Genomic DNA, 22130 nt, shown 5'->3' with positions numbered 1-22130 from the left:
GATTAGATCCCCAGTAGAGCCTCGATGTTTTGTTACTCGCTAACTCAGTGTTGTATAGATTGTAAAGCAGAGCCAGCGATTACACTGCAAGATCATCCAGAACGTACACTAGAATCAGCCAAAGAGCAGGCAAGTAATATTAATTAGGCAGTAAAGGATTAAGAATTAATGAATAAAATTTTAATGACAGGCCACTTAGGGTTAATTGGCCGTCATTTATCTCCCCTATTATCTCAACTAGGTTATGAAGTAGTTGGTTTTGATATTGCTGATGGAACAGGTGATATTTGTAATACATGGCAGTTAAGCCAAGCACTCAATGAATGCTGTGGCGTAATACATTTAGCGGCTGTTTCGCGCGTTGTGTGGGCGCAAAACTATCCCGAAAAGTGCTGGCAAACTAATGCACTGGCCAGTGAACAACTTCTTAAATTAGCGGCAAATAGTACACATAAGCCTTGGGTACTGGTTGCCAGTAGCCGCGAGGTTTATGGCGAACCAAAAATTTTACCCGTCACAGAAACCATACCTTTAGTACCCGTTAATATTTATGGTCGCTCTAAGCTTTACATGGAAGATGCCGCTCTAAGCGCACGAAGTGCAGGTATTAATACCGCTATTGTAAGGTTAGCTAACGTGTATGGCTGCACGCTTGATCATGAAGATAGAGTATTACCTGCATTTAGTAAAAACGCCGTATTAGGCGTTGATTTACGTGTTGATGGCTTTGAGCATTTATTTGATTTTACCCATGTAGATGACACCGTAGCAGGTTTAGTAAAAGTAATAACATTGCTGAGTGAAGGTGAAAATCAATTACCACCTATTCATTTATTGCCCGGATATGGCACAACCCTAAAAGAAGCCGCACAAATGGCGATTAAGGCCGCAAATAGCTCCTCAACTATTGTTGAGGCAGCGTCTCGCGCTTACGATGTGGCTCGCTTTATTGGCGACCCGTCGCGTGCTAAATCGCTACTAGATTGGCACGCGAGTGTTTTGCCAGAACAAGGGATTGCAAGGTTAGTTGACGCATATAATAAAAAATTAAAATTAGGAGCGCATTCGTGAAAATATTAAAAGTAATACATGGCTACCCTATGTTATATAACGCGGGGTCGGAGGTTTATTCTCAAACTATTTGTCATGGATTGGTTAAAAAAGGCCACGAAGTTCGTGTGTTTACCCGTGAAGAAGATGCATTTAGACCTGACGGCGACATAAGAATTAGCCACGATGCTGATGTGCCTGAAATTGCATTACACCTTGTTAATAACCCACGCCATAGAGATAGATATCGCTTAGCGATTATTGACCAGAAATTTGCCGAATTATTAGATGAGTATTGCCCAGATATTGTCCATATTGGTCATTTAAATCATTTGTCGACCTCTTTGGTGTTTGAAGCCAAAAAACGCAATATTCCTGTTGTTTATACGTTACACGATTACTGGTTGATGTGCCCGCGTGGGCAGTTTATGCAAATGCATTCTGCTGACGATAACCTTTGGGCTGCATGTGATGGACAAGAAAATAAAAAGTGTGCCACACAATGTTACGCCCGTTACTTTTCGGGTGATAAAGAAGAGCTAGACCAAGATATTGCTTATTGGGAAAACTGGGTTGAACGCAGAATGCGCCACGTAAAAGAGGTTGTTGAGCAGGTTGACCTGTTTATTTCTCCTGCCAAATATTTAAAAAACCGTTACGAAAAAGACTTTGGCTTGCCAACCGATAAAAGCATTTATTTAGATTACGGTTTTGATCGTTCTCGTATGTTAGGTCGTGTACGTAATGAAGATGAACCTTTTACTTTTGGGTACATTGGTACGCATATTCCGGCTAAGGGTATTCACCAGTTAATTGAGGCATTTGGCAAAATAAAAGGCGATGCCATTTTACGTATTTGGGGCCGCGATAGAGGGCAAGATTCACGTGCATTGCGTGCCATTGCAGCCACATTGCCACCCGAAAAGCAAAACAGTATTCAATGGATGCCAGAGTATAAAAACCAGCACATAGCTGTTGATGTATTTAGCAAAACCGATGCGATTGTGACGCCTTCGGTTTGGGTTGAGAATTCTCCGCTTGTAATACATGAAGCGCAACAGTCTAGAGTACCTGTGATTACAGCTAACGATGGCGGTATGGGTGAGTACGTTATAGATGGAGTAAACGGCCTAACCTATGAGCATAGAAATGTTGATGCACTAGCTGAAAAAATGCAGGTGTTTGTTGATGACCCGCAGTATGCAAGACAACTTGGAGAAAAGGGTTATGCATTTAGTGACGATGGCGAAATTCCATGTATAGACCAGCATATTATTGATTTAGAGGCTTGCTACAAGGAGTTAATGCAGTGAGGGAAACCGATTTTTGGCGCATTACTTTAGACACTAACCCAGATACCTGTAATTTAAACTGTGTTATGTGTGAGGATCATTCGCCTTATTCAGATAGCCCTAAATTGCGAAAACAGCAAGGACGATTGCGCCCTAATATGGATAGAGTGATGCTTGAGCAGGTGATCCGCGATGCGGCTGCAATGGGCATTAAAGAAGTGATCCCTTCAACAATGGGTGAACCTTTACTATATCCGCATTTTGATGTGTTTTTAGATTTATGCCATGAATTGGGTTTATCGTTAAATTTAACCACTAATGGCACCTTCCCAAGCCCCGATAAACATCACAATGTTGAATACTGGGCTAATCGTATTGTACCTATTGGTAGTGATGTAAAAATTTCGTGGAATGGGGCAACCGATGCCACCCATAGTAACATTATGCTTGGTGCTCAATTAAGCGAACATATTGAAAATGCGAAACGCTTTATTGCCGTTAGAGACAGCTGGGCCGAGCGTCATTACTGTTCAATAACAATGCAGTTAACGTTCTTACGCAGCAACTTAGAGGAAATTCCTCAAATGGTTGACCTTGCTATTGCTCTGGGGTTTGACCGCATAAAAGGTCACCAGTTATGGGCGCACTTTGATGAAATAGCGACTGAAAATTTACGTAACGATATTGTGTTTGCAGAGCGTTGGAATCAAATAGTTAAGTATTGCCATGAGCGTGTAGAATTACACAATAAAACCGCAATAAGACCTTTTAAGCTAGATAATTTTTCTGAGCTACACATAGATAATTTAGACGATATAGCACCGAATGGCCACTGCCCATTTTTAGGTAAAGAGATTTGGATTGATCCATCGGGTCGTTTTAATGTGTGCTGTGCGCCTGATCAAGAACGTAAATCATTAGGGGAATTTGGCTCGGTTGCCGAGTCATCACTCTCAGAATTAGCACAGAGTGAGCAGTATGTTGAGTTGATGAATACATATCAAGATCACCCTTTGTGTAAGCAGTGCACTATGAGGCGCGTGTAATGAGTATATTAGCTAAACTCTCTGTTTCGGATGATGGCAGATACCACACTTTTGCTGATGGCTCCCCAGCTTACCCTGCACGCTTTGATGAAGTTTTATCATTTCATGACATAGACAACGCATATCAAGTTGCGCCTGTTTGTTTAAATAGCCAAGCGTGGCACATAAACGAAACAGGCGAAGCAATTTACTCGCACAAATTTAACCGTACTTTTGGTTTTTACTGTGGCTTGGCGGCTGTGGTAGAAAACGATGATTGGTTTCATATATTGCCAAATGGCTTTGCAGCTTATGCACAGCGCTATGCGTTTGTTGGTAATTATCAACAAAACATTGCTGTGGTATGTGATAAAGACGGCTTTTACTTTCATATTGATAAATTAGGCCAGCCTCTTTATGAAAATAAGTGGTTGTACTGTGGCGATTTTAGAGAAGGCATTGCCGTTGCTCAGGCTGAAAACGGCCTAAGTACGCACATTGATAAGCAAGGTCGGTATATTCATTCACACTGGTTTTTAGACTTAGATGTTTTTCATAAGGGTTTTGCAAAAGCGAAAAGTGATAATGGTTGGCATCACATTGATAAAAGTGGCAAACCTATTTACGCACAGCGCTACGCAAGTGTAGAGCCATTTTATAATGGGTTTTCGCGCGTTGAAACGCACTGTGGTGCACTGCAAATTATTAACGAACAAGGCGATGTAGTTAGAGAGCTTAGAGCTGCAAAAAATGATGACTTTGGATCTCTATCTGCTGATATGGTTGGTTACTGGCGAACCTTTACTATTGCGGCCGCCGCTGATTTAAAAGTATTTGACTACTTACCTAACGATACAGCCCAGTTAGCCATACACACAAACACGTTAGAAAAACGGTTAACTCGCCTGCTTAATGCCCTAGGTGAGTTGGGGTTGGTAAAATGCGAACAACACATTTGGCATGTATTACCCAAAGGGGCTTTTTTAAATACAAGCCATGCTATGTCGCTTGCGAGCGCTGCGATAGAGTATCGTGGTGGGTTAATGCAAAGGTGGCATAACCTCACGCAATTAATGCAGAAAGACATTAAAACTGATGACATTTTTAAACAAGTGAGTTTGTCAGTGGAGCATACTGAAAGACATCACAATATGCTGCGCAGCTACGCATTAAAAGATTATAAAGAACTTGTTTGTTATTTAGATATTGAAAAAGGCGATGTTGTTTTTGATGCTGCGGGAGGCAATGGTTTATTAGCACAGCTTGTTCTTAATCAGTTCCCGTCTTCAAATGTGATTTTAGGTGACCTTGGAGGTGTTATTGATTCTAGTAACTTCAGCAATAAGAGAGCATTTGACCTTTTTGAAACATGGCCTGTTAAGGTAAATAAAATAATGCTGGCGCGTGTACTTCATGACTGGAACGATACAGATGCTTTGCAAATTCTTTTAAATGCAGCGGAGGCATTACAAAATAATGGTGCAATTTATGTGTTTGAAATGCTACTTGATGAGTACAGTTTTGGTGGCTCTCTCTGCGATTTACATTTACTCACAGTGACAGGTGGACAAGAAAGAACGCAGAGTCAATTTGAAGCGCTATTTAAAAAAGCAGGCCTTTGCATTGATTCAGTTATTAAAAAAGATGGCTTAGTTACTGTAATGAAGTTAATACGGACATAAATAAATGAAAAGAATACTCATTGTAAGACATGCTGCTCGGCCCGATATTTTACCGAACACCGTGGGTAATGATGTAATGCTGACTGATGAAGGTATTAAGCAGAGTAAATTATTTGCTTCTCTAATAAGCGGTCAAGTATTGAGTATTAGAACCAGCCCTATTGGCCGATGTGTTCAAACTGCCGAATTAATAGCTCAGGCAACTCATTTTAAACCTGATGATATAGAGCAGTGTCGCTTATTAGGCGATTCTGGTTTTATTATTAAAGATGGTGACTTAGCTTGGCAACATTGGCTGAAAAAAGGTCATGAAGCCGTAAATTTACATTTGCTTTCGGGTACTGAATCATGGGATGGTTTTTATGATTTAAATGATTCGGTTGCACGTATTTTTAGTAATATAAAAATACTGTTAAGTAACTCAGCAGATGGAGTGCATTTATGGGTTACTCACGACACCATATTAGCCACCTTAGCGGCTCGTATTGGAGACAAGCGATTAACGCTTCAAGATTGGCCTAACTTTTTGGGTTACTTGGAAATAAAGTTAAGTGATGAGCAAATATATGTAAGTTATTCGCAAAAACCTAACTTAATAGGCGATGCAATTTAAGGATGATTAGGCACAATGACAACCATTAAGTTTCAAGAAGAATTCAGCGCAAAAATTCCCGCGCTTACGCTGCTAACTAACTTAGGCTATACGTTTATTCCACCAAGTGATTGTGAAGCGCTACGTGGTAATACCTTAGCAAGCCATAAAAAAAGTACCCATCAGGTGGTGTTGTTACCTGTGATGCGTGCCTTTTTAGCCAAACAGACATTTTCGTTTGCAGGTAAGCAGCATACGCTCTCAGAAGCGGCCATTGATAAGGTAATGCATGAACTGAACCCTGCCATGAACCTTGGGCTAAAAGCCGCTAACGAAAAAATTTATGATGCGCTAATGTATGGCGTGAGTGTGACTGAATTTATTGATGGTAAAAAAGCCTCGCCCACTATTAAGCTGATTGATTGGCATAATATTGATAACAATGCCTTTCATTGTACCGAAGAATTAGTAGTACAAAATGCCGAGGGTACGGGCAACCGCAGACCAGACATTGTGTGTTTTGTAAATGGTTTGCCATTAGTGGTGATTGAGGCAAAACGCCCCGATTCAAACAAGGAAGGTAAATCGACCAATGCTGAGGCAATTTCTCAGCATATTCGTAATCAAAAGCAAGATGAAATTCCTCATTTATATGCCTACAGCCAGTTATTGTTAGCCATAAACGGGCATGAGGGCTTGTATGCAACGTGCGGCACCCCTGAAAAATTTTGGGCGAAATGGAAAGAAGAGCATATACCGGAAGCTGAGTTTGTCAGGCTTAAAAATCATACGCTGCGTGGAGATCAATTAAATGCACTGTTTAATCATCGTCCTGCAAAAGATAAAGATGATTACCTTTCACTTGTTGCTGCGGGTGAGCTGACGGTAACCGACCAAGACAGGCTGATTGTAAGTTTATTAGGCCCTGAGCGCCTACTGGATATGACCCGCCTGTTTACCTTATTTGATAAAAAAGCAGGCAAGATTGTAGCTCGATACCAGCAGGTGTTTGGTATAAAAGCACTTATAGAACGTATCAATACGTTTGATGATTCTTCTGCCGCACGTCAAGGTGGTGTTATTTGGCATACCACAGGTAGCGGCAAGTCATTTACTATGGTGTTTTTATCTAAAGCGCTAATTTGGCTTGAAGAGCTGGCACAATGTCGAGTGATCATAGTTACAGACCGTGTAGACTTGGAAGATCAACTAAGCCGTACCTTTGCCTCTGGTGGTGTACTCACCGATCGAGATAAAAAAGATGCTATGGCGACCACAGGTAAGCGTTTGGCCGAGCAAATTGGTCAAGGTAACGAGCGGGTTATTTTCTCGATCATTAATAAGTTTGGCTCTGCAATAAAACACAAAGACTGCTACAACGACAGCCCGAATATAATTGTGTTAGTGGATGAAGGACACCGCAGCCAAAACGGTGAAAATAATATCCGTATGCAGCAAACGCTACCTAAAGCGGCTTTTATTGCCTTTACAGGTACACCGCTATTAAAAGACGACAAGACCGAAAACAAGTTCGGTAAAATTATTCACTCTTATACGATGCAACAAGCGGTTGAAGATAAAACCGTTACCCCACTGCTGTATGAAGAGCGTATACCAGAGCTAAACGTTAACGACAAGGCCATTGATGCATGGTTCGATCGTAGTACCAGTAAGCTGAGCGACAAACAAAAAACCGATTTAAAAAGAAAGTTTTCGCAAAAAGGTCAAATATATCAAACTGCCGATCGCATTATGTTAATTGCCTATGATATTGCCGACCATTTTCAAAACTTTAAGCATCAGGGTTTAAAAGGCCAACTAGCCTGTGACTCTAAGGCCTCTGCAATACGCTACAAAGAGGCGCTAGATAAAATTGGTACGGTGACGTCGGTTGTGGCGATGTCGGCTCCTGACACGCGTGAGGGGCATGATGTAGTTGATCAAGAAAGCAAAGACATTGTGCAAAACTGGTGGAAGGCCAATGTTGATAAAATGGATGAAAAAGCCTACACCAAAGCCATTATTGAAGACTTTGGCAGAGATGACGGACCTGACATTATGATAGTGGTTGATAAGCTACTAACAGGTTTTGACGAGCCAAAGAACACAGTGCTTTATATCGACAAGCCCCTTAAAGAGCACAACCTTATCCAAGCCATTGCCCGAGTAAACCGTTTGCATAGCAAAAAACAGTTTGGCTACCTTATTGACTACCGTGGCATATTAAAAGAGCTTGATACCACCATAGAAAAGTACCAAGACCTTGCAGAGCGCACCCAAGGCGGTTTTGATATAGACGACCTGAAAGGGTTGTATAACCGAATGGATACCGAATATAAAAAGCTTCCGGGCCTGCACAGTGATTTATGGGCGATATTTGACGGGGTTAAAAACAAACAAGATGGCCCGGCTTTACGACAAGCATTAGCACCAAAAGTACATGAGGTTGATGGTAAGCTCACCGATACCAACCTTAAAAAGCGTGATGATTTTTACTCTATACTCACGGCATTTTCAAACTGTATGAAAGTAGCGCTGCAATCAGCCACCTACTTTGAAGATAAGTCGTTTGATAACAAGCGCGACCTATACAAACGAGACTTAAAAGCCTTTGTAGATTTACGTAAACAAGTACGTGAAGATGCCGACGAAACCATTAACTATGATGAATACGCAGAAGATATCCGTAGCTTACTCGATAAACACATAGCGGGTATTGAAGTAAAAGAACCAGACGGTGCGTATCTAGTGGGTAACTTGGGCAAAGACGTCAAGCCGCAAGACATAAGTGATGATGAAGCCCGTAACCAAACAGATAAAATCACTGGCCGTATCACTAAGATGATTGAGCAAGACTTAGCAGATGATCCTTATGCACAGGAATACTTTTCTAAGATGCTTAAAAAAGCCATTGAAGATGCTAGAGCCATGTTTGATGCCCCTGTTAAGCAGTACATATTGTTCGCTGATTTTGAGCAAGAAGTAAAAGACCGTAAAGTCGCTGATGTCCCTAATGACTTTATGGATGACGCAGGCAAGCTAAACAAACATGCCCAAGCCTATTTTGGCCTGTTCAAACACTTATTTGATAATGAGCTTTTAACTGAAAAGGCACTGGATAACGATAAGCTGGTAGCGCTTGCTTTTAATATTGACGCCGTCGTAAATGATGCGGTTGCTGAGTATTCCATTAACCCTGCGGAAATTGAAAACGCCATACACATGAAATTATTACCAATACTTTTTGCTGGGCTTGGCCTTGATAACGCACAAAAACTGATCGAAGAAGTGTTAAAGATAACCCGATTAGGTATAGCTAGAGGCTAATGTAAGTGACGCAAAAAACGGTAGCCGCTGCTATTCATTCTGAAAAAAGCAGCGTAACAACCAAAGAACACGGTGTTTTTATTTATGGTAACGACACCATTCGCTATGACGTTATTCGTAAACCAAAGCCTAGTGATACCGCTAAAAAAGTAACACGTAAGGTCATTATTAAGGTTCACCCTGATCAGCGTGTTGTTGCGACTGTGCCAAATGATGCAAGCGAAGATGCTATTGTTGATGCCATGCATAAGCGTGCAAGGTGGATATGGCAAAGTATTAATGACTTTGCAAAGCAAAAAGACACGGTATTGCATAAGCGTTATGTGAGTGGCGAAACCCAATTGTATTTAGGTAAGCGCTATGTACTCAAGGTAATTGTTGATGCTGAGCAAGTGCCCAGAGTGAAGCTCAGCCGAGGCAAATTAAATGTCACAATCAAGCATGGGATCAGTAAAGATATTGCTGATGACAGCCAAAATAGCCGCGCTGCGCAAATTAAACCGCTAATCGATAAATGGTATCAGCATAAAGCGAAAGCAATTTTTCATGAGCGACTTGCAGAACTACTCCCAAAAACCACGTGGGTAACAGGCATTCCTTCTTTTCGTGTAATGGCAATGAAAAAGCAATGGGGAAGCTGCTCAACTAAAGGTAATCTGATGCTTAACCCACACCTTATTAAAGCACCGAAAGAGTGTATTGATTACGTGATACTACACGAGCTTTGCCATATTGCAGAACACAACCACAGCGAGCGATTCTGGCGTTTATTAACCCAAGTAATGCCAAACTGGAAAGAAATTAAGGCAAAGCTAGATGACATGGCGGAGATGTATTTGAATGAATAAGGATTGCTGAATGAAATGCCCTAGTTGTGAAAAGTATATTGGCTGGGATTGGATAGAAGATGAATGCATTGAGCCTAACGAGGCCTTTGATTGCCCACATTGCGATGAAACCTTGCGCTATGAAATGGATGAAGGTACGTACTTTGGTGCACAACATATGACAGTTGAAGTTGTAGATGACTAAGAGAAGTTATGGTAAATGTTGACTCATCGCATATTAAAAAGCTTAATACAGTAACGTATTAAGCTTGAGAAAGTTATTAGCTATTTACGATATCAGCAACTTGCAAACGATAGTGTTTAACCGACTTCATACCAGGTAGTGAAGAGTTAAACTGTAAGCCTTTGCCGTTCGGTTTCTGGAGTAAACCATTTTGGGCGCAAACTTTTGCGAGCTCAGTAGGCTTCAACCCTGAACGTTCTGCAATCGCACGCCAACCATTTGGTGGGATTTTCAAGGTTAACGGCTTCTCTTTAGTGTGAGGACAATTCTCTGCTTCTTTCCAGCCTATTAGCTGAGTATTTTTGGCATCCACATCTGTTACATATGCGAAGTGACTGTTAAGACGAGAGTAAATAAAGTCACGAACATGCTGTAGCGCCTTTATGTGCTCTTTGTTACCTTTGAAACCACGATTACTTAACCATGCCTTAAAGCATACTTTAGCGGCCCATAAAGCTTGCCCTTCATCCCAACCTGTAATGCCAAGCTTTGTGGCTAGCTCTCCAGCCACACCTACGAGCGCAAAGCGATTTGCAACCCGAAGTGCCTGGCTTTCTAACTCACTTGTATTCCAAGAACCAATTACCTCTAACATTTCTTGATGTATATCTGATATATACGGCTTCAAGTTCAAAGTTAAGCGCTGTAGAAAAGTCTCAAACGCAATACCGTAATTTTTAGCAGCATTAACTTTAAGCTCTTCTGCAAACGCCTTAGCTGATTTAAACTCATGAAAATGCTCAAATGCACCGAAATGTCCTGTGCTACTAGGAATTTCGGGAAAACGCACCTCAATACCTGCATAGGATTCTTGATTAGCATCCTTGATCATCTCATCGAAGCCTAGCTCTCCAGTGGATAATACAAGTAATTTCCACTCTTTAATTATATTTAGGTTACCATTTCGATTAGCTCTGGCCTTACCTTTGCCATTTGCAAGCATATAAGCCGTTGCTGCAACTTCACTACTATTGGCTTGTTTAATTTCATCCAATGGTAAAAGTAAATCATTGTACTTACATGCTGTAGCTTCTATGGCATTACCTGTAGCTCGCCAACTTTGTAAGGTACCTGGACTGCCAAATACTGATGAAGCTACATACAAACAAGTTGTTTTACCGTCACTTGAAGCACCACCGAAGTGAAACCCTCCCCCCTCCATATGCATAAGTGTGAGCAAAGGAGCTGCAAATGCTGATGAAACAGCGAACAATAAACGACTATTACCTGAACAATAGCAACTTACCGATTTTTGCCACATTTTCAAACTAGCATTGGTCGAAGTACCGCATGGGTTATCATGTAGTACTTGTGGATCCATGCGAATCGCTTGAGCATTTTCACCGAAAGATTGATGTGGTAGAACGAACGTATGCGCCCCTTCTTTATTAATATACCAGCCTGCACTTTTTGTGAAAATTAGTAACTGTGGCCCTTCATTTTCCATAAAGAATTTACGCATATATTCAGATGTCCAACCCCTTGTACTAGCTACATAGGGCATTCCCTGAGACACCAATTCACTCATAGCTTCGGTCAAATTACTCGTGATTGAATTTAATGGGAGACATGCCTGCTTGACTTCCCCTAACCTATCACTAAATTTAACTAACACCTTCCAACCACTACCTTGAGGGTCTCTTCCATATCCTTCAACTGTAATAGACGAAAAAATTTTTACATGACTGGCAGTGTCCTCAATGGAAGATTTACTAACATATACACCATCCGGTTTATAGATAAACTCCCCCTGTTGCTTTGTGGTATTTTCAGGGCTAGAGTTATCAGCCTTTTTACATACAGGTGTGAGTGTTACTTTAATTGGCTCGAAAATCGCATTATTCATTAACTCTTTTAGCTTGTTACTTGTTTCTTCTTGGCCATATAACTGTCGAAAATCATCCCAATCTGAATATTTACGTTTAATGCCTTTTTTCTCCGCTTTTTCATTAGCGCTGAAAGGTGGCGGTAAAACAGCACCACCGACTAAACTAACAGATTTATTAGCAGCATTCAGTCCAGTGTTATTACCTTCCCCAACATCATCGTCATCTGCCATAAAGATAAATTTAACATCAGGATACTTTGCTCGCAGAACCTCAGCCACCTTATGCATGTTATTTGCTGAAAACGTTACAACCACAGGGTAATCCTCACTTAGATACTCCTTGCACTTATATAAACTTGCAGCACTGGCATAGCCCTCTGTAAGTAATACAATCTCTGTATCATCTGTAAGATTTCCCACAAGATGGAACCCAGCATTAAGTGACCCTTTACCAGGGAGAAAGCGCTTATTACCCTCACCATCAATCACTTGGCAATTAACAACTGTTCCATTGATATTTTGAATAGGGATGACAATTGAACCCCTAGGCATACTCATTCCACTGCAAGGTATAGTCTTTTCACTAACTAAAACGTCAAAGTCTTTAATACCTTTATTTTGCATGTAAGGGTGTGTAGATGAAGATACTCCTGTGCGTACAATACGATTCGCTCTTCGTCTCAATGATTGATTTGCTCGAACAGATTTTATCTCTTCTTGCTCTTTTTTAGCTTGTTTTTGAGTATAAGAATTAGGAGTAACCCCTAAGTACTCTTGTAGGTTTTCATTCAGCTCTTTGGTTGTCCAACCCATATATTCCATCGCTAATTGGCTACCCGTACGAGCTTTATTACCACCGTCACATTTTCGGCAAAATGAACCGCCTTGACCGTTTTTATCATCAAAGACGAATCGATCGGTTCCATCGCATAAAGGACAAGGGCCAGCTTGTCCGATTGCTTGTAATGGGACTCCTAAGCTCAATAGGTAGGTATGCCAGTCAACATTTGAATAGTCGATTTGATAAGTCATATTATTTAATCTCCGCACTAGGAGATTTTGACTCATACAGCCACTCCATAATTTCACTTAGCAGCCATATATTAGTTCGAGCACTCACTTTGGTAGGTTTTGGAAATTTGTTCTGGGTTTCCAATCTCCACCTGGCTAACCTAGAAAGGCCAGTCAATTGCTCACACTCTTTTTCATTAACCCCCCGATCAGGGATTTTCATCTCATTCATTAACATGTAATGATATTTGTTAGATAGGTTTGTTTTCATTTCGCATTAACTCTAAGGCTATACTGCTGCTGTATCAGCTGAGCCTAATTAATAGATCGAGAAAACGTAAACGGAGTCGTGCAGAGGGGAAGAGTTAGACGCTCGAGTTATCGTGCTAATGCATACTCGCTAAGGACTGGGTCTAAACTATTCACAGGATTGCGTAAGCTTTCTAAAAGCTTCTCAACGCTTCACAGCAGTGACGTTGATGTGGAATTTACACATCATCATTAAAGCTGTCAACAATAAATTCAACCTGTAAAGCACTGATAGTTATGAAAAAATCATTGTACAACGATATACCCCTTGATACATAAGGAGGGGGTTGCAGTTACCGAAAGACATTACCCCTAGTACATATCTATATTTCCAGAAGCGCCTAAATCGATATAGAGACGAAATCACTTATGCCCTAGCTAGTTACAAGGTTTTACCCTTAGTACTACTTTAAGTATGACCTTGTTCTACGCTACACAAGAGCATATAAAGTTAGCTTTTTACCACTAAAATACTGTGAAATTTTACAGTCTCTAGGTGTTAGTGAGATCTCGTCGTAAGGGCTATCCTACTGTGCCTCAAGGGAATAAGTCGCAAAGTAGACACCATTCCCGTTCATGAGACTGCTAGTAATTTTTTATTTTTGAGAAATTTTAATTATGAAAACGGTTGCGCTGTAGTTAATTACATCGCATTGCAGTCTCTAAAACGAAGTGAATTTTTGGTAATTATTTACGAACCGATCAATAAATCTAAGTAGCAGAGCTACAGAGCAAGCCAGTAAATGGCTCTACTACCTCTACTACTAAAGTTAAACAAATAGTATATAATGCGGTAAAGAAATTTAGATATTTATAGATAGTCTCAAGTAATTATCAGCCTAGTAATACTCAAATCGGTTACCTAAGCGGTCACCTAAAACATTTAAAAACCACACAAACCTACATTTAACCAATAAATATCAATAACTTAATGAAGTAAATTAACAATCAGATCCAGAATATTGAGTAAGTGTTTCTTGGCTCAACTTGAGCAGTGTTTGGTTATTAAAGTATAATGGTGTTATCTAAGGCTTGAGTTACTTGTAACTCAAGCCTATTTATTTTTAGTAGAGAGCAAAGTAATGACGCAAACTCGCGGAAACTTATTTATTTTATCGGCACCATCTGGTGCGGGTAAATCCAGCTTAATCAATGCATTGTTAACTAAGTATAATGATATGAAAGTATCTGTATCGCATACTACTCGCTCGTCTCGTCCGGGCGAAGCAAATGGCGTGCATTACCACTTTGTAAATGTTGATGAATTCAAATCATTAATTGAAAAGAATGATTTTTTTGAATGGGCGCAAGTGTTCGATAATTACTACGGTACATCAAAGCAAGCAATTGAAGAGCAGCTTGCAGCAGGTATTGATGTATTTTTAGATATTGATTGGCAAGGTGCACGTCAAGTTCGTGATCTGGTCGCTGATGTTGAAACCATTTTTATCCTACCACCGTCAAAAGTTGAGCTTGAAGCGCGCTTAAATAATCGCGGCCAAGATTCACAAGAAATCATTGCTGGTCGCATGGCAAAAGCACAATCTGAAACGTCTCATTACAATGAATATGACTATGTCGTGGTTAACGATGATTTTGCAACTGCGCTGAAGGAAATTGAGACGATCGTATTGGCAAAACGCTTATCGCTACAAAGCCAAGCTATTCGCCATCAAGATTTACTCGTAGACTTACTGCGTTAAATCCTAATTTGGGTTCAGTAAGTATTTTATTTGTTTAAATTAACCACAAGCTATTGGCGAATCTGACTCGGTGCAGTAAACTACGTCTTTGCTTAAAAATTTATTTGGAGTGCTAAGATGGCTCGCGTAACTGTTGAAGATGCAGTAGATGCAATTGGTAATCGTTTTGATTTAATTTTAGTTGCGGCCCGTCGTGCCCGTCAAATCGCGGTCGGTGGTAAAAAGCCACTGGTTGATCCTGAAAACGATAAACCAACGGTTGTTGCTTTACGTGAAATTGAACTTGGTTTAGTAGATAGCTCATCAATGGATCTTATTGATCGTGAAGAGCAACAACATCAAGAGGCGGCTGAAATGGCTGCAGTTGCAGCTATTGTAGGCGGCAACCAATAATCTGACTTCCTTGTCTGATTTAGCCAACGGTATAGTATTTCTATTCTAGCCGTTGGCAATCCCTTCTTTTCATCGTATATTCTTAACATACCGTTACCTATTTGCTTCACGAGAACATTGGAGTGTGAATGTATCTTTTTGAAGGTCTAAAAAAGAAAATATCAGAATACTTACCTGCTGCTGATGTAGAGCTGGTACAAAAAGCCTATGTGGTAGCCCGAGAGGCCCATGAGGGTCAAACTCGCTCAAGTGGCGAACCTTACATTACTCACCCTGTTGAAGTAAGCCAAATTCTGGCTGGTATGCATTTAGATCACGAAACGTTAATGGCTGCATTAATGCATGATGTGATTGAAGACACCGACTTTAGCCAACAAGATTTAGCCGAAATTTTTGGCGAGACAGTCGCCGAATTAGTTGAGGGCGTAAGCAAGCTTGATAAGCTCAGCTTTAAAGATAAAAAAGAATTCCAAGCTGAAAACTATCGAAAAATGATTATGGCAATGACACAAGATATTCGTGTTATTTTAATCAAACTTGCTGATCGTACTCATAATATGCGCACTCTTGGAGCATTACGTCCTGACAAACGTCGACGTATTGCCCGCGAAACGTTAGAGATTTATGCGCCGATTGCTAATCGTTTAGGTATTCACGATATTAAAAATGAGTTAGAGGATTTAGGTTTTCAAGCCCTCTACCCGATGCGTCATCGCGCTTTAAAGTCAGAAGTTGCCAAAGCGCGCGGCAATCGCAAAGAAGTCATTTCAAATATCCAAACCGAGATAACAGCACGCCTTGAAGAAGCTGGTATTACAGCCACTGTTTCTGGGCGCGAAAAACACTTATATAGTATTTATAAAAAAATGCTTAATAAAGAGTTACTGTTTAATGAAGTCATGGATATCTACGCATTTAGAATTGCAGTTGATTCAATGGATATCTGCTATCGGGTACTTGGTGTTGCCCATAATTTATATAAGCCAATCGAAACTCGCTTTAAAGATTATATAGCAGTACCTAAAACTAATGGTTATCAATCGTTGCATACCTCATTAGTTGGTCCACATGGGATCCCTGTTGAGATCCAGATCCGTACTCACGATATGGATCACATGGCAGATAAAGGAGTTGCTGCTCATTGGATGTATAAAAAATCCGGTGATAGCGCAGGCCACACTGCACAACAACGTGCACGTCAGTGGATGCAAAGTTTGTTGGAATTACAACAAAGCGCAGGCTCATCATTTGAATTTGTTGAAAACGTTAAAACAGAGCTATTCCCAGAAGAAATTTACGTGTTCACTCCTGATGGTCGCATAGTCGAGTTACCTATGGGTGCAACCGCCGTTGATTTTGCATACGCGGTCCATACCGATGTTGGTAATACCTGTGTGGGTGCACGCGTTAACCGTAAACCTCATCCGTTAAGTAAAGCATTAGATACGGGTCAAACAGTTGAAGTGATTACCAGCTCAGGTGCGCACCCTAACGCAACGTGGTTAAACTTTATTGTTACCGGTAAAGCACGTTTAGGAATTCGCAATTACCTGAGGAGCCAACATCATGAAGAAGCTTTATTACTTGGCCGTCGCTTACTCGACTCAGCTTTAGGTGAAACGAAGTTCGATGATCTGCCTGACGAAAATATTAGTCGCGTATTAGCAGAACATGAACTCAATACTGTATTAGAGCTATTAGTTGAAATTGGCTGCGGTAATTTAATGAGCATGCTGATCGCACGCCGCTTACTGCAAAATGACAATGATGATTTAGGCGATATGACTAAAAATGCTAAAGCGACCATTATTGGCACTGAAGGCATGCTAGTTAATTATTCTAAATGTTGTCGACCAGTGCCTGGGGATGCTATCACCGCACATATAAGCCAAGGTAAAGGCATCACGGTTCACCGCCAAGAATGTAAAAATATTCGCGGCTGGGAAACTGAACGCTCCAAGTACTTGGTTGTTAAATGGGATGATAATCCAGAAAAAGAATATATTGCAGCACTGCGTGTGGAAATCATAAACCACCAAGGCGCACTCGCAAAACTAACCAATGTAATTGCTACAACCCAAGCAAACATAGTGGAAATTGCCACAGATGAAAAAGAAAGTAATTTATACGTGATAGATTTAGGGATCACCGTGAAAAACCGTGTCCATGTTGCTAATATCATGCGCCGCATTCGCGTAATGCCTGATGTGCAAAAAGTCTATCGTAAAAAATAACATAGGAAAATCATGAATAAAGCATTTATTTCTACGGATCTAGCACCTGCTGCCATCGGCACTTATAGCCAAGCAGTAAAAGTTGGTACAGCAGTTTACTTATCGGGTCAAATTCCATTAGTTCCAGCAACGATGGAAGTGATCTCTGAAGATTTCGCAGAACAAACACATCAAGTATTTAAAAATATTAGTGCGGTATGTGAAGAAGCCGGTGGCAACATCCAAGACTTGGTAAAAGTTAATATCTATTTAACTGATCTATCTAACTTTGCGACGGTAAATGAAGTAATGAGCCAATACTTCAAAGCACCTTACCCTGCCCGAGCAGCAATTGGCGTGCGCGCATTACCAAAAAACGTGCAAGTTGAAATTGACGGTATTATGGAATTGCCTTCAACAAATTAAGCTTACAGCAATACACCTAGGTATTTATGCTTAGGTGTATTAACTCATCAGTCCCCTTTTCCTCGATTTTCTTGACAGTTATTCAAATCTCTAGCACTCTATCCTTATATAATTATAAAAACCTTTAACTTAAGTGTTGTAAAAGGATGATCCGTGTTTAAGCTTGCTCATAACGGTAATGTACTACTCGATGTTATAGAACATTCGCCGCCTAGTGCCGCTTTTGTTATTGAGGCTCTAGAAAAATCAACATTCTGTGAATGTCGCATAGACTATGATGCTATCAATGCTTTTTTTAAAGAGCCTAGTAGCGAACGTAGTTTAGTGGTTGCCAGTAAGCATGACGCCACACTAACTGTTACACTCAGTGATGATAAAATGTTAGCAACAGGCGAACTCACACTCGCACAAGGTGGCAAAGTTTTAGCCCTTGATCAAGCGAAACAGCAGCTGATCAAAGCTGGGGTTGCTCGGGGCTACAAACAAGCATTTTTAGAGCAGCTGCTACAAAAACAATTTGAATTACCCGCTGGCACTACCGTTAAAGGTATCCTCGCTAAAGGTCGCTTACCAGAAGACGGCAAATCATCAAAATTACTCCCTCAAGTATTAACTTTAAAAGAGCGTTTGCATACCCCGAAACTGCGCGAAGATGGCACTGTCGATATGCGCGACTTTGGCAAGTTAGCAAGTGTTGAACCCGGTACATTGTTAGTTCGACAGCAACCCGCAACCCCTGGTAAAGAAGGTTTTACCGTAAAAGGCGATGTACTTCCGGCAAAAGCAGGAGAAAGTAGCCCGCTAGTTGCTGGTGAGGGCAGTGAAATATCAAAAACTAATCCTCTTGAATTAATCTCAAGTATTGCGGGCGTACCAGTCGAAATACAAAATGGCATGCGCGTTGATGATATTTTTACGATTGGCGATGTCACAGTTAAAAGCGGCCATATAAACTTTGATGGCAGCATTATTGTCACTCATAATATAGAGCCAGGCATGAAAGTAACCGCGAAAGGCGATATAACTGTGATGGGGACGGTTGAATCCGGAGAACTGACAGCGCAAGGTAATATCACCATTAAACAAGGTGTGATTGGCCACCAGCTAGATGATAAAACACTTTCGTGCAAAATTATTTGTAACGGTGATATTCATTTATCTCACGCCCAATATAGCTACCTTGAAGGTAATAATATTTTTATTGAGCGCCAAGCTAGCCACTGCGCAATGAAAGCGACTAAGCTTTTACAGATAGGCCAAGCAGACAATCCACATGGGAAGTTATTTGGTGGCGAGATCCTGGATGCCGGAATGATTATCGCTGGTGAAATTGGTAATGAATCTGGCGCTAAAATGCTCATAAACATGGTTGCCTCAGGAAAGTCTGTTACTACTGAAACCGATGAATGCCTTAAAGAATTAGCTAAAACCGATGAGCAATTAGACACCCTGCAAGCAACGCTAGAAAAGGCCGATTTAGTAAAAGATTTAGATAAGAAAAAACTATTGCTCGCTAAAATTGGAGCTACTCAGCAACATTATTGCCAACAAGCAGAGCAGCTAGAAAAACGCCTAACAACGCTAGAACAAAGTCTATATGAACTACTTGATAATGCTAATTTAGCGGTCAATAAAAAATTGCATTCTGGGGTAGAAATCCACATTTTCGATAAAGTATTAAGAACAAATCGCAGCTATCCTCCTTGTAACGTAAAACTGCAAGAAGGAAAAATAGAGATTGAATTTAAAACCAGTTGATCGCAAGCAGATAGAGACTAACAGCAGATAGTCTCTATTGTCTCGTCTACGTTATAAAATACCAGCCACTTGTTGTTTTAACTCCTCCGGCCATACACTTACTTGTACTTGACCGATGTGAGGTTTTTGTAATAACAACATCGCCAATCGAGATTGACCAATGCCACCACCAATTGTCTGTGGTAATTGTTTAGCTAGTAGTTGCTTATGCCAATCAAATTCTAAACGAGCTTGGTCACCGGTAATTGCAAGCTGTGCAACTAATGCTTCTGGTGATACGCGAATACCCATTGATGAAATTTCAAAAGCATCTTCAAGCACAGGGTTCCACAGTAAAATATCACCATTTAAGCCACTGTATTGCTCGCAGGTCTGAGTCGACCAATCATCGTAGTCAGGTGCGCGTACATCATGAATCTTACCATCGGCTAATGCCCCACCAATGCCTATCAAAAACACCGCACCATATTCTTGTGTAATCGCTTTTTCGCGCTGCTTGGCGGTAAAATCAGGGTACATTTGACGTAACTGTTCACTGTGTACAAAAGTAATATCAGCGGGTAAAAATGGTGATATACCAAATTCATCAGCAACAAATTGCTCGGTTGCTTTTAAGCCTTTATACAAGGCTTGTACTGTTTCTTTTAACTTATCAAGAGAGCGCTCAGAACTGGCACAAATTACTTTCTCCCAATCCCACTGATCAACATAAACAGAATGGATGGGGCTTAATGACTCTTCATCCGGGCGCAACGCTTTCATATGTGTGTATAAACCTTCACCAATTGCAAAGCCGTGCTCAGCTAGTGTTTTTCGCTTCCATTTTGCCAAAGAGTGAACCACTTCAAATTGACTCGCTGGAATAGTTTTAACTTTTACCGCAACCGCATTTTCAGTGCCACTTAGGTTATCTTGGATACCATCGCCTACTTTAGCCAGAATAGGCGCTTGTACTTCAATTAACCCTAGCTGTTGTTCTAGCTGGTGTGAAAAATACTGTTTAACTTTACTAATTTGCAGCTGTTGCTGGACAAAGTGTGAACTCATAATAATTGGCCTCATTCCCAGTTATTGTTACTTGTATAAATGCATGATTGCACTATGAGCAACCATGTCGTTAAAGCAATCCTCAATCATTTTGCACTTTAATTCAATAACCAATAACAAAAACACCTTTACCATATTAATTTGATTAATTTAGTGGTATAAAAAATGATGATTCAATAATTTAAAGATGATATTTATATGGAAAATTATCAAATCGATAATCTTGATAAACAGATCCTCCACGCATTAATGGATAATGCTCGCACAGCCTATGCAGAATTAGCCAAACGGTTCGCCGTTAGCGCAGGTACAATTCATGTACGGATTGAAAAAATGAAACAAGCGGGGATCATTACAGGCACCCAAGTTAGCGTCAATGCCAAGCAGTTAGGCTACGATGTGTGTTGTTTTATTGGCATCAACCTCAATAATGCTCGAGACTACCCACAAACCTTATTGCATCTAAAGGAACTCGAAGAAGTCGTTGAGGCTTATTACACAACCGGTAACTACAGTATTTTTATTAAGGTAATGACCCGTTCAATTGATCATTTACAAGATGTATTGATCAATAAGATTCAAGCTATCGAAGCTATTCAGTCAACCGAAACGCTAATATCACTGCAAAACCCAATTAGCCGCTCAGTAATGCCTTAAGACGGTAATTCCCGTATAATAGCGGCAATTTTATGAGTTCAGACAAGGCTAAAAATGGAAAACACCCGCTATCATCGCATTAAACACGTACTAGATCGTCGTCAAACCGATTTAACCGTGTGCTTAGAAGATGTGCACAAACACCATAACTTGTCTGCAATTGTTCGCAGCGCTGATGCTGTGGGTTGCCATAATGTTCATGCAGTATGGCCACAAAACCAAAAATGGCTCACCAATAATACCTCTGGGGGCAGTAAAAATTGGATCGCAACTCACTTACATAAAGATATCGACAGCGCTGTGGCTATGATGCGCCAGCATAATCCGCAAGTACAAATACTCGCTACTAACTTATGCCCTGATGCTGTTGACTACCGTGAGATTGATTATACTCTGCCAACAGCCATTATTGTCGGCCAAGAAAAAACCGGGATCTCTCCACAAGCACTTGCCCACGCAGATAAAAACATTATTATTCCAATGCAAGGTATGGCGCAGTCTCTGAATGTGTCTGTGGCCGCTGCACTGATATTATTTGAAGCACAAAACCAACGCCTGCAAGCTGGCTTATATGAGCGCACCATGCTGGATGAGAGCATAAAACATAAGATGCTATTTGAAGGTTGCCACCCAATCATTGCACAAAAATGCAAAGAAAAATCGCAACCCTATCCAGCCCTCGATGAAAATGGTGAAATCATCGCTGATGATGAGTTTTGGCACAAATTAAAACATGCTTGATGACA

At 40.7% G+C, this 22130-nt stretch carries 18 protein-coding genes; 15 read left to right on the top strand and 3 right to left on the bottom strand.

Annotation, left to right across the window (positions count from 1 at the left end):
- The first annotated feature begins 168 nt into the window (after positions 1–168).
- The 8 genes from H5180_RS20080 to H5180_RS20050 are packed head-to-tail and all read left to right on the top strand — an operon-like array spanning position 169 to position 10000.
- Complete coding sequence (locus H5180_RS20080) at positions 169–1071, top strand: NAD(P)-dependent oxidoreductase (RefSeq protein ID WP_182758936.1); 903 nt, start codon at positions 169–171, stop codon at positions 1069–1071.
- Entirely contained in the window at positions 1068–2363 is a 1296-nt protein-coding gene (locus H5180_RS23440) for a glycosyltransferase (protein WP_220493159.1), read from the top strand. The genes H5180_RS20080 and H5180_RS23440 overlap by 4 nt, the downstream gene beginning before the upstream one ends.
- Complete coding sequence (locus H5180_RS23435) at positions 2360–3388, top strand: radical SAM/SPASM domain-containing protein (RefSeq protein WP_220493158.1); 1029 nt, start codon at positions 2360–2362, stop codon at positions 3386–3388. The genes H5180_RS23440 and H5180_RS23435 overlap by 4 nt, the downstream gene beginning before the upstream one ends.
- Entirely contained in the window at positions 3388–5049 is a 1662-nt protein-coding gene (locus H5180_RS20070) for a methyltransferase (RefSeq protein WP_182758935.1), read from the top strand. The genes H5180_RS23435 and H5180_RS20070 overlap by 1 nt, the downstream gene beginning before the upstream one ends.
- 4 nt (positions 5050–5053) lie before the next feature.
- Complete coding sequence (locus H5180_RS20065) at positions 5054–5662, top strand: histidine phosphatase family protein (RefSeq protein WP_182758934.1); 609 nt, start codon at positions 5054–5056, stop codon at positions 5660–5662.
- A gap of 15 nt (positions 5663–5677) precedes the next feature.
- Positions 5678–8968: a type I restriction endonuclease subunit R gene (locus H5180_RS20060; RefSeq protein WP_182758933.1), complete on the top strand. Its 3291-nt coding sequence runs from the start codon at positions 5678–5680 to the stop codon at positions 8966–8968.
- Positions 8969–8973: 5 nt separating this feature from the next.
- On the top strand, positions 8974–9816 hold the full coding sequence (locus H5180_RS20055; protein WP_182758932.1) for a M48 family metallopeptidase: 843 nt from the start codon (positions 8974–8976) through the stop codon (positions 9814–9816).
- Positions 9817–9826: 10 nt separating this feature from the next.
- Positions 9827–10000: a hypothetical protein gene (locus tag H5180_RS20050; protein ID WP_182758931.1), complete on the top strand. Its 174-nt coding sequence runs from the start codon at positions 9827–9829 to the stop codon at positions 9998–10000.
- A gap of 76 nt (positions 10001–10076) precedes the next feature.
- Here H5180_RS20050 and H5180_RS20045 read toward each other — a convergent pair whose 3' ends face one another.
- Positions 10077–12899 (bottom strand): DUF927 domain-containing protein, encoded by a 2823-nt coding sequence (locus H5180_RS20045; RefSeq protein WP_182758930.1) that lies wholly within the window; start codon positions 12897–12899, stop codon positions 10077–10079.
- Position 12900: 1 nt separating this feature from the next.
- Positions 12901–13101, bottom strand: a complete 201-nt coding sequence (locus H5180_RS23835; RefSeq protein ID WP_182758942.1) for an AlpA family phage regulatory protein — start codon at positions 13099–13101, stop codon at positions 12901–12903.
- A 1168-nt stretch (positions 13102–14269) separates the two neighbouring features.
- Between H5180_RS23835 and gmk the strand changes: the two genes are divergently transcribed.
- From gmk to H5180_RS20015, 5 genes are all read left to right on the top strand, one after another.
- Positions 14270–14890 carry a guanylate kinase gene (gene gmk / locus H5180_RS20035; RefSeq protein WP_182758929.1) on the top strand — a complete coding sequence of 207 codons (621 nt, stop codon included), beginning with the start codon at positions 14270–14272 and terminating at the stop codon, positions 14888–14890.
- Between the two features lie 117 nt (positions 14891–15007).
- Positions 15008–15283 (top strand): DNA-directed RNA polymerase subunit omega, encoded by a 276-nt coding sequence (rpoZ, locus tag H5180_RS20030; RefSeq protein WP_064667923.1) that lies wholly within the window; start codon positions 15008–15010, stop codon positions 15281–15283.
- Between the two features lie 128 nt (positions 15284–15411).
- Complete coding sequence (gene spoT / locus H5180_RS20025; RefSeq protein WP_145237104.1) at positions 15412–17517, top strand: bifunctional GTP diphosphokinase/guanosine-3',5'-bis pyrophosphate 3'-pyrophosphohydrolase; 2106 nt, start codon at positions 15412–15414, stop codon at positions 17515–17517.
- Positions 17518–17529: 12 nt separating this feature from the next.
- Positions 17530–17922, top strand: coding sequence for a RidA family protein (locus tag H5180_RS20020; RefSeq protein ID WP_145237101.1), 393 nt, complete (start codon positions 17530–17532; stop codon positions 17920–17922).
- 153 nt (positions 17923–18075) lie between these two features.
- Positions 18076–19680: a DUF342 domain-containing protein gene (locus H5180_RS20015; protein ID WP_182758928.1), complete on the top strand. Its 1605-nt coding sequence runs from the start codon at positions 18076–18078 to the stop codon at positions 19678–19680.
- A 51-nt stretch (positions 19681–19731) separates the two neighbouring features.
- Here H5180_RS20015 and asnA read toward each other — a convergent pair whose 3' ends face one another.
- Positions 19732–20727: an aspartate--ammonia ligase gene (gene asnA / locus H5180_RS20010; RefSeq protein WP_145237095.1), complete on the bottom strand. Its 996-nt coding sequence runs from the start codon at positions 20725–20727 to the stop codon at positions 19732–19734.
- A gap of 198 nt (positions 20728–20925) precedes the next feature.
- Here asnA and asnC point away from each other — a divergent pair, with 198 nt between their 5' ends.
- Both asnC and trmH read left to right on the top strand, forming a co-directional pair.
- Positions 20926–21384, top strand: a complete 459-nt coding sequence (gene asnC, locus H5180_RS20005; protein ID WP_145237092.1) for a transcriptional regulator AsnC — start codon at positions 20926–20928, stop codon at positions 21382–21384.
- A gap of 54 nt (positions 21385–21438) precedes the next feature.
- Positions 21439–22125 carry a tRNA (guanosine(18)-2'-O)-methyltransferase TrmH gene (gene trmH / locus H5180_RS20000; RefSeq protein ID WP_145237089.1) on the top strand — a complete coding sequence of 229 codons (687 nt, stop codon included), beginning with the start codon at positions 21439–21441 and terminating at the stop codon, positions 22123–22125.
- The last annotated feature ends 5 nt before the right edge of the window (positions 22126–22130 follow it).

The organism is Pseudoalteromonas sp. SR41-4 (assembly GCF_014163985.1).
In the GTDB taxonomy this organism is placed as follows: domain Bacteria; phylum Pseudomonadota; class Gammaproteobacteria; order Enterobacterales; family Alteromonadaceae; genus Pseudoalteromonas; species Pseudoalteromonas rhizosphaerae.
The sequence above is the reverse complement of the archived record's forward strand: the minus strand, read 5'-3'. Positions and strand labels throughout refer to the sequence as shown.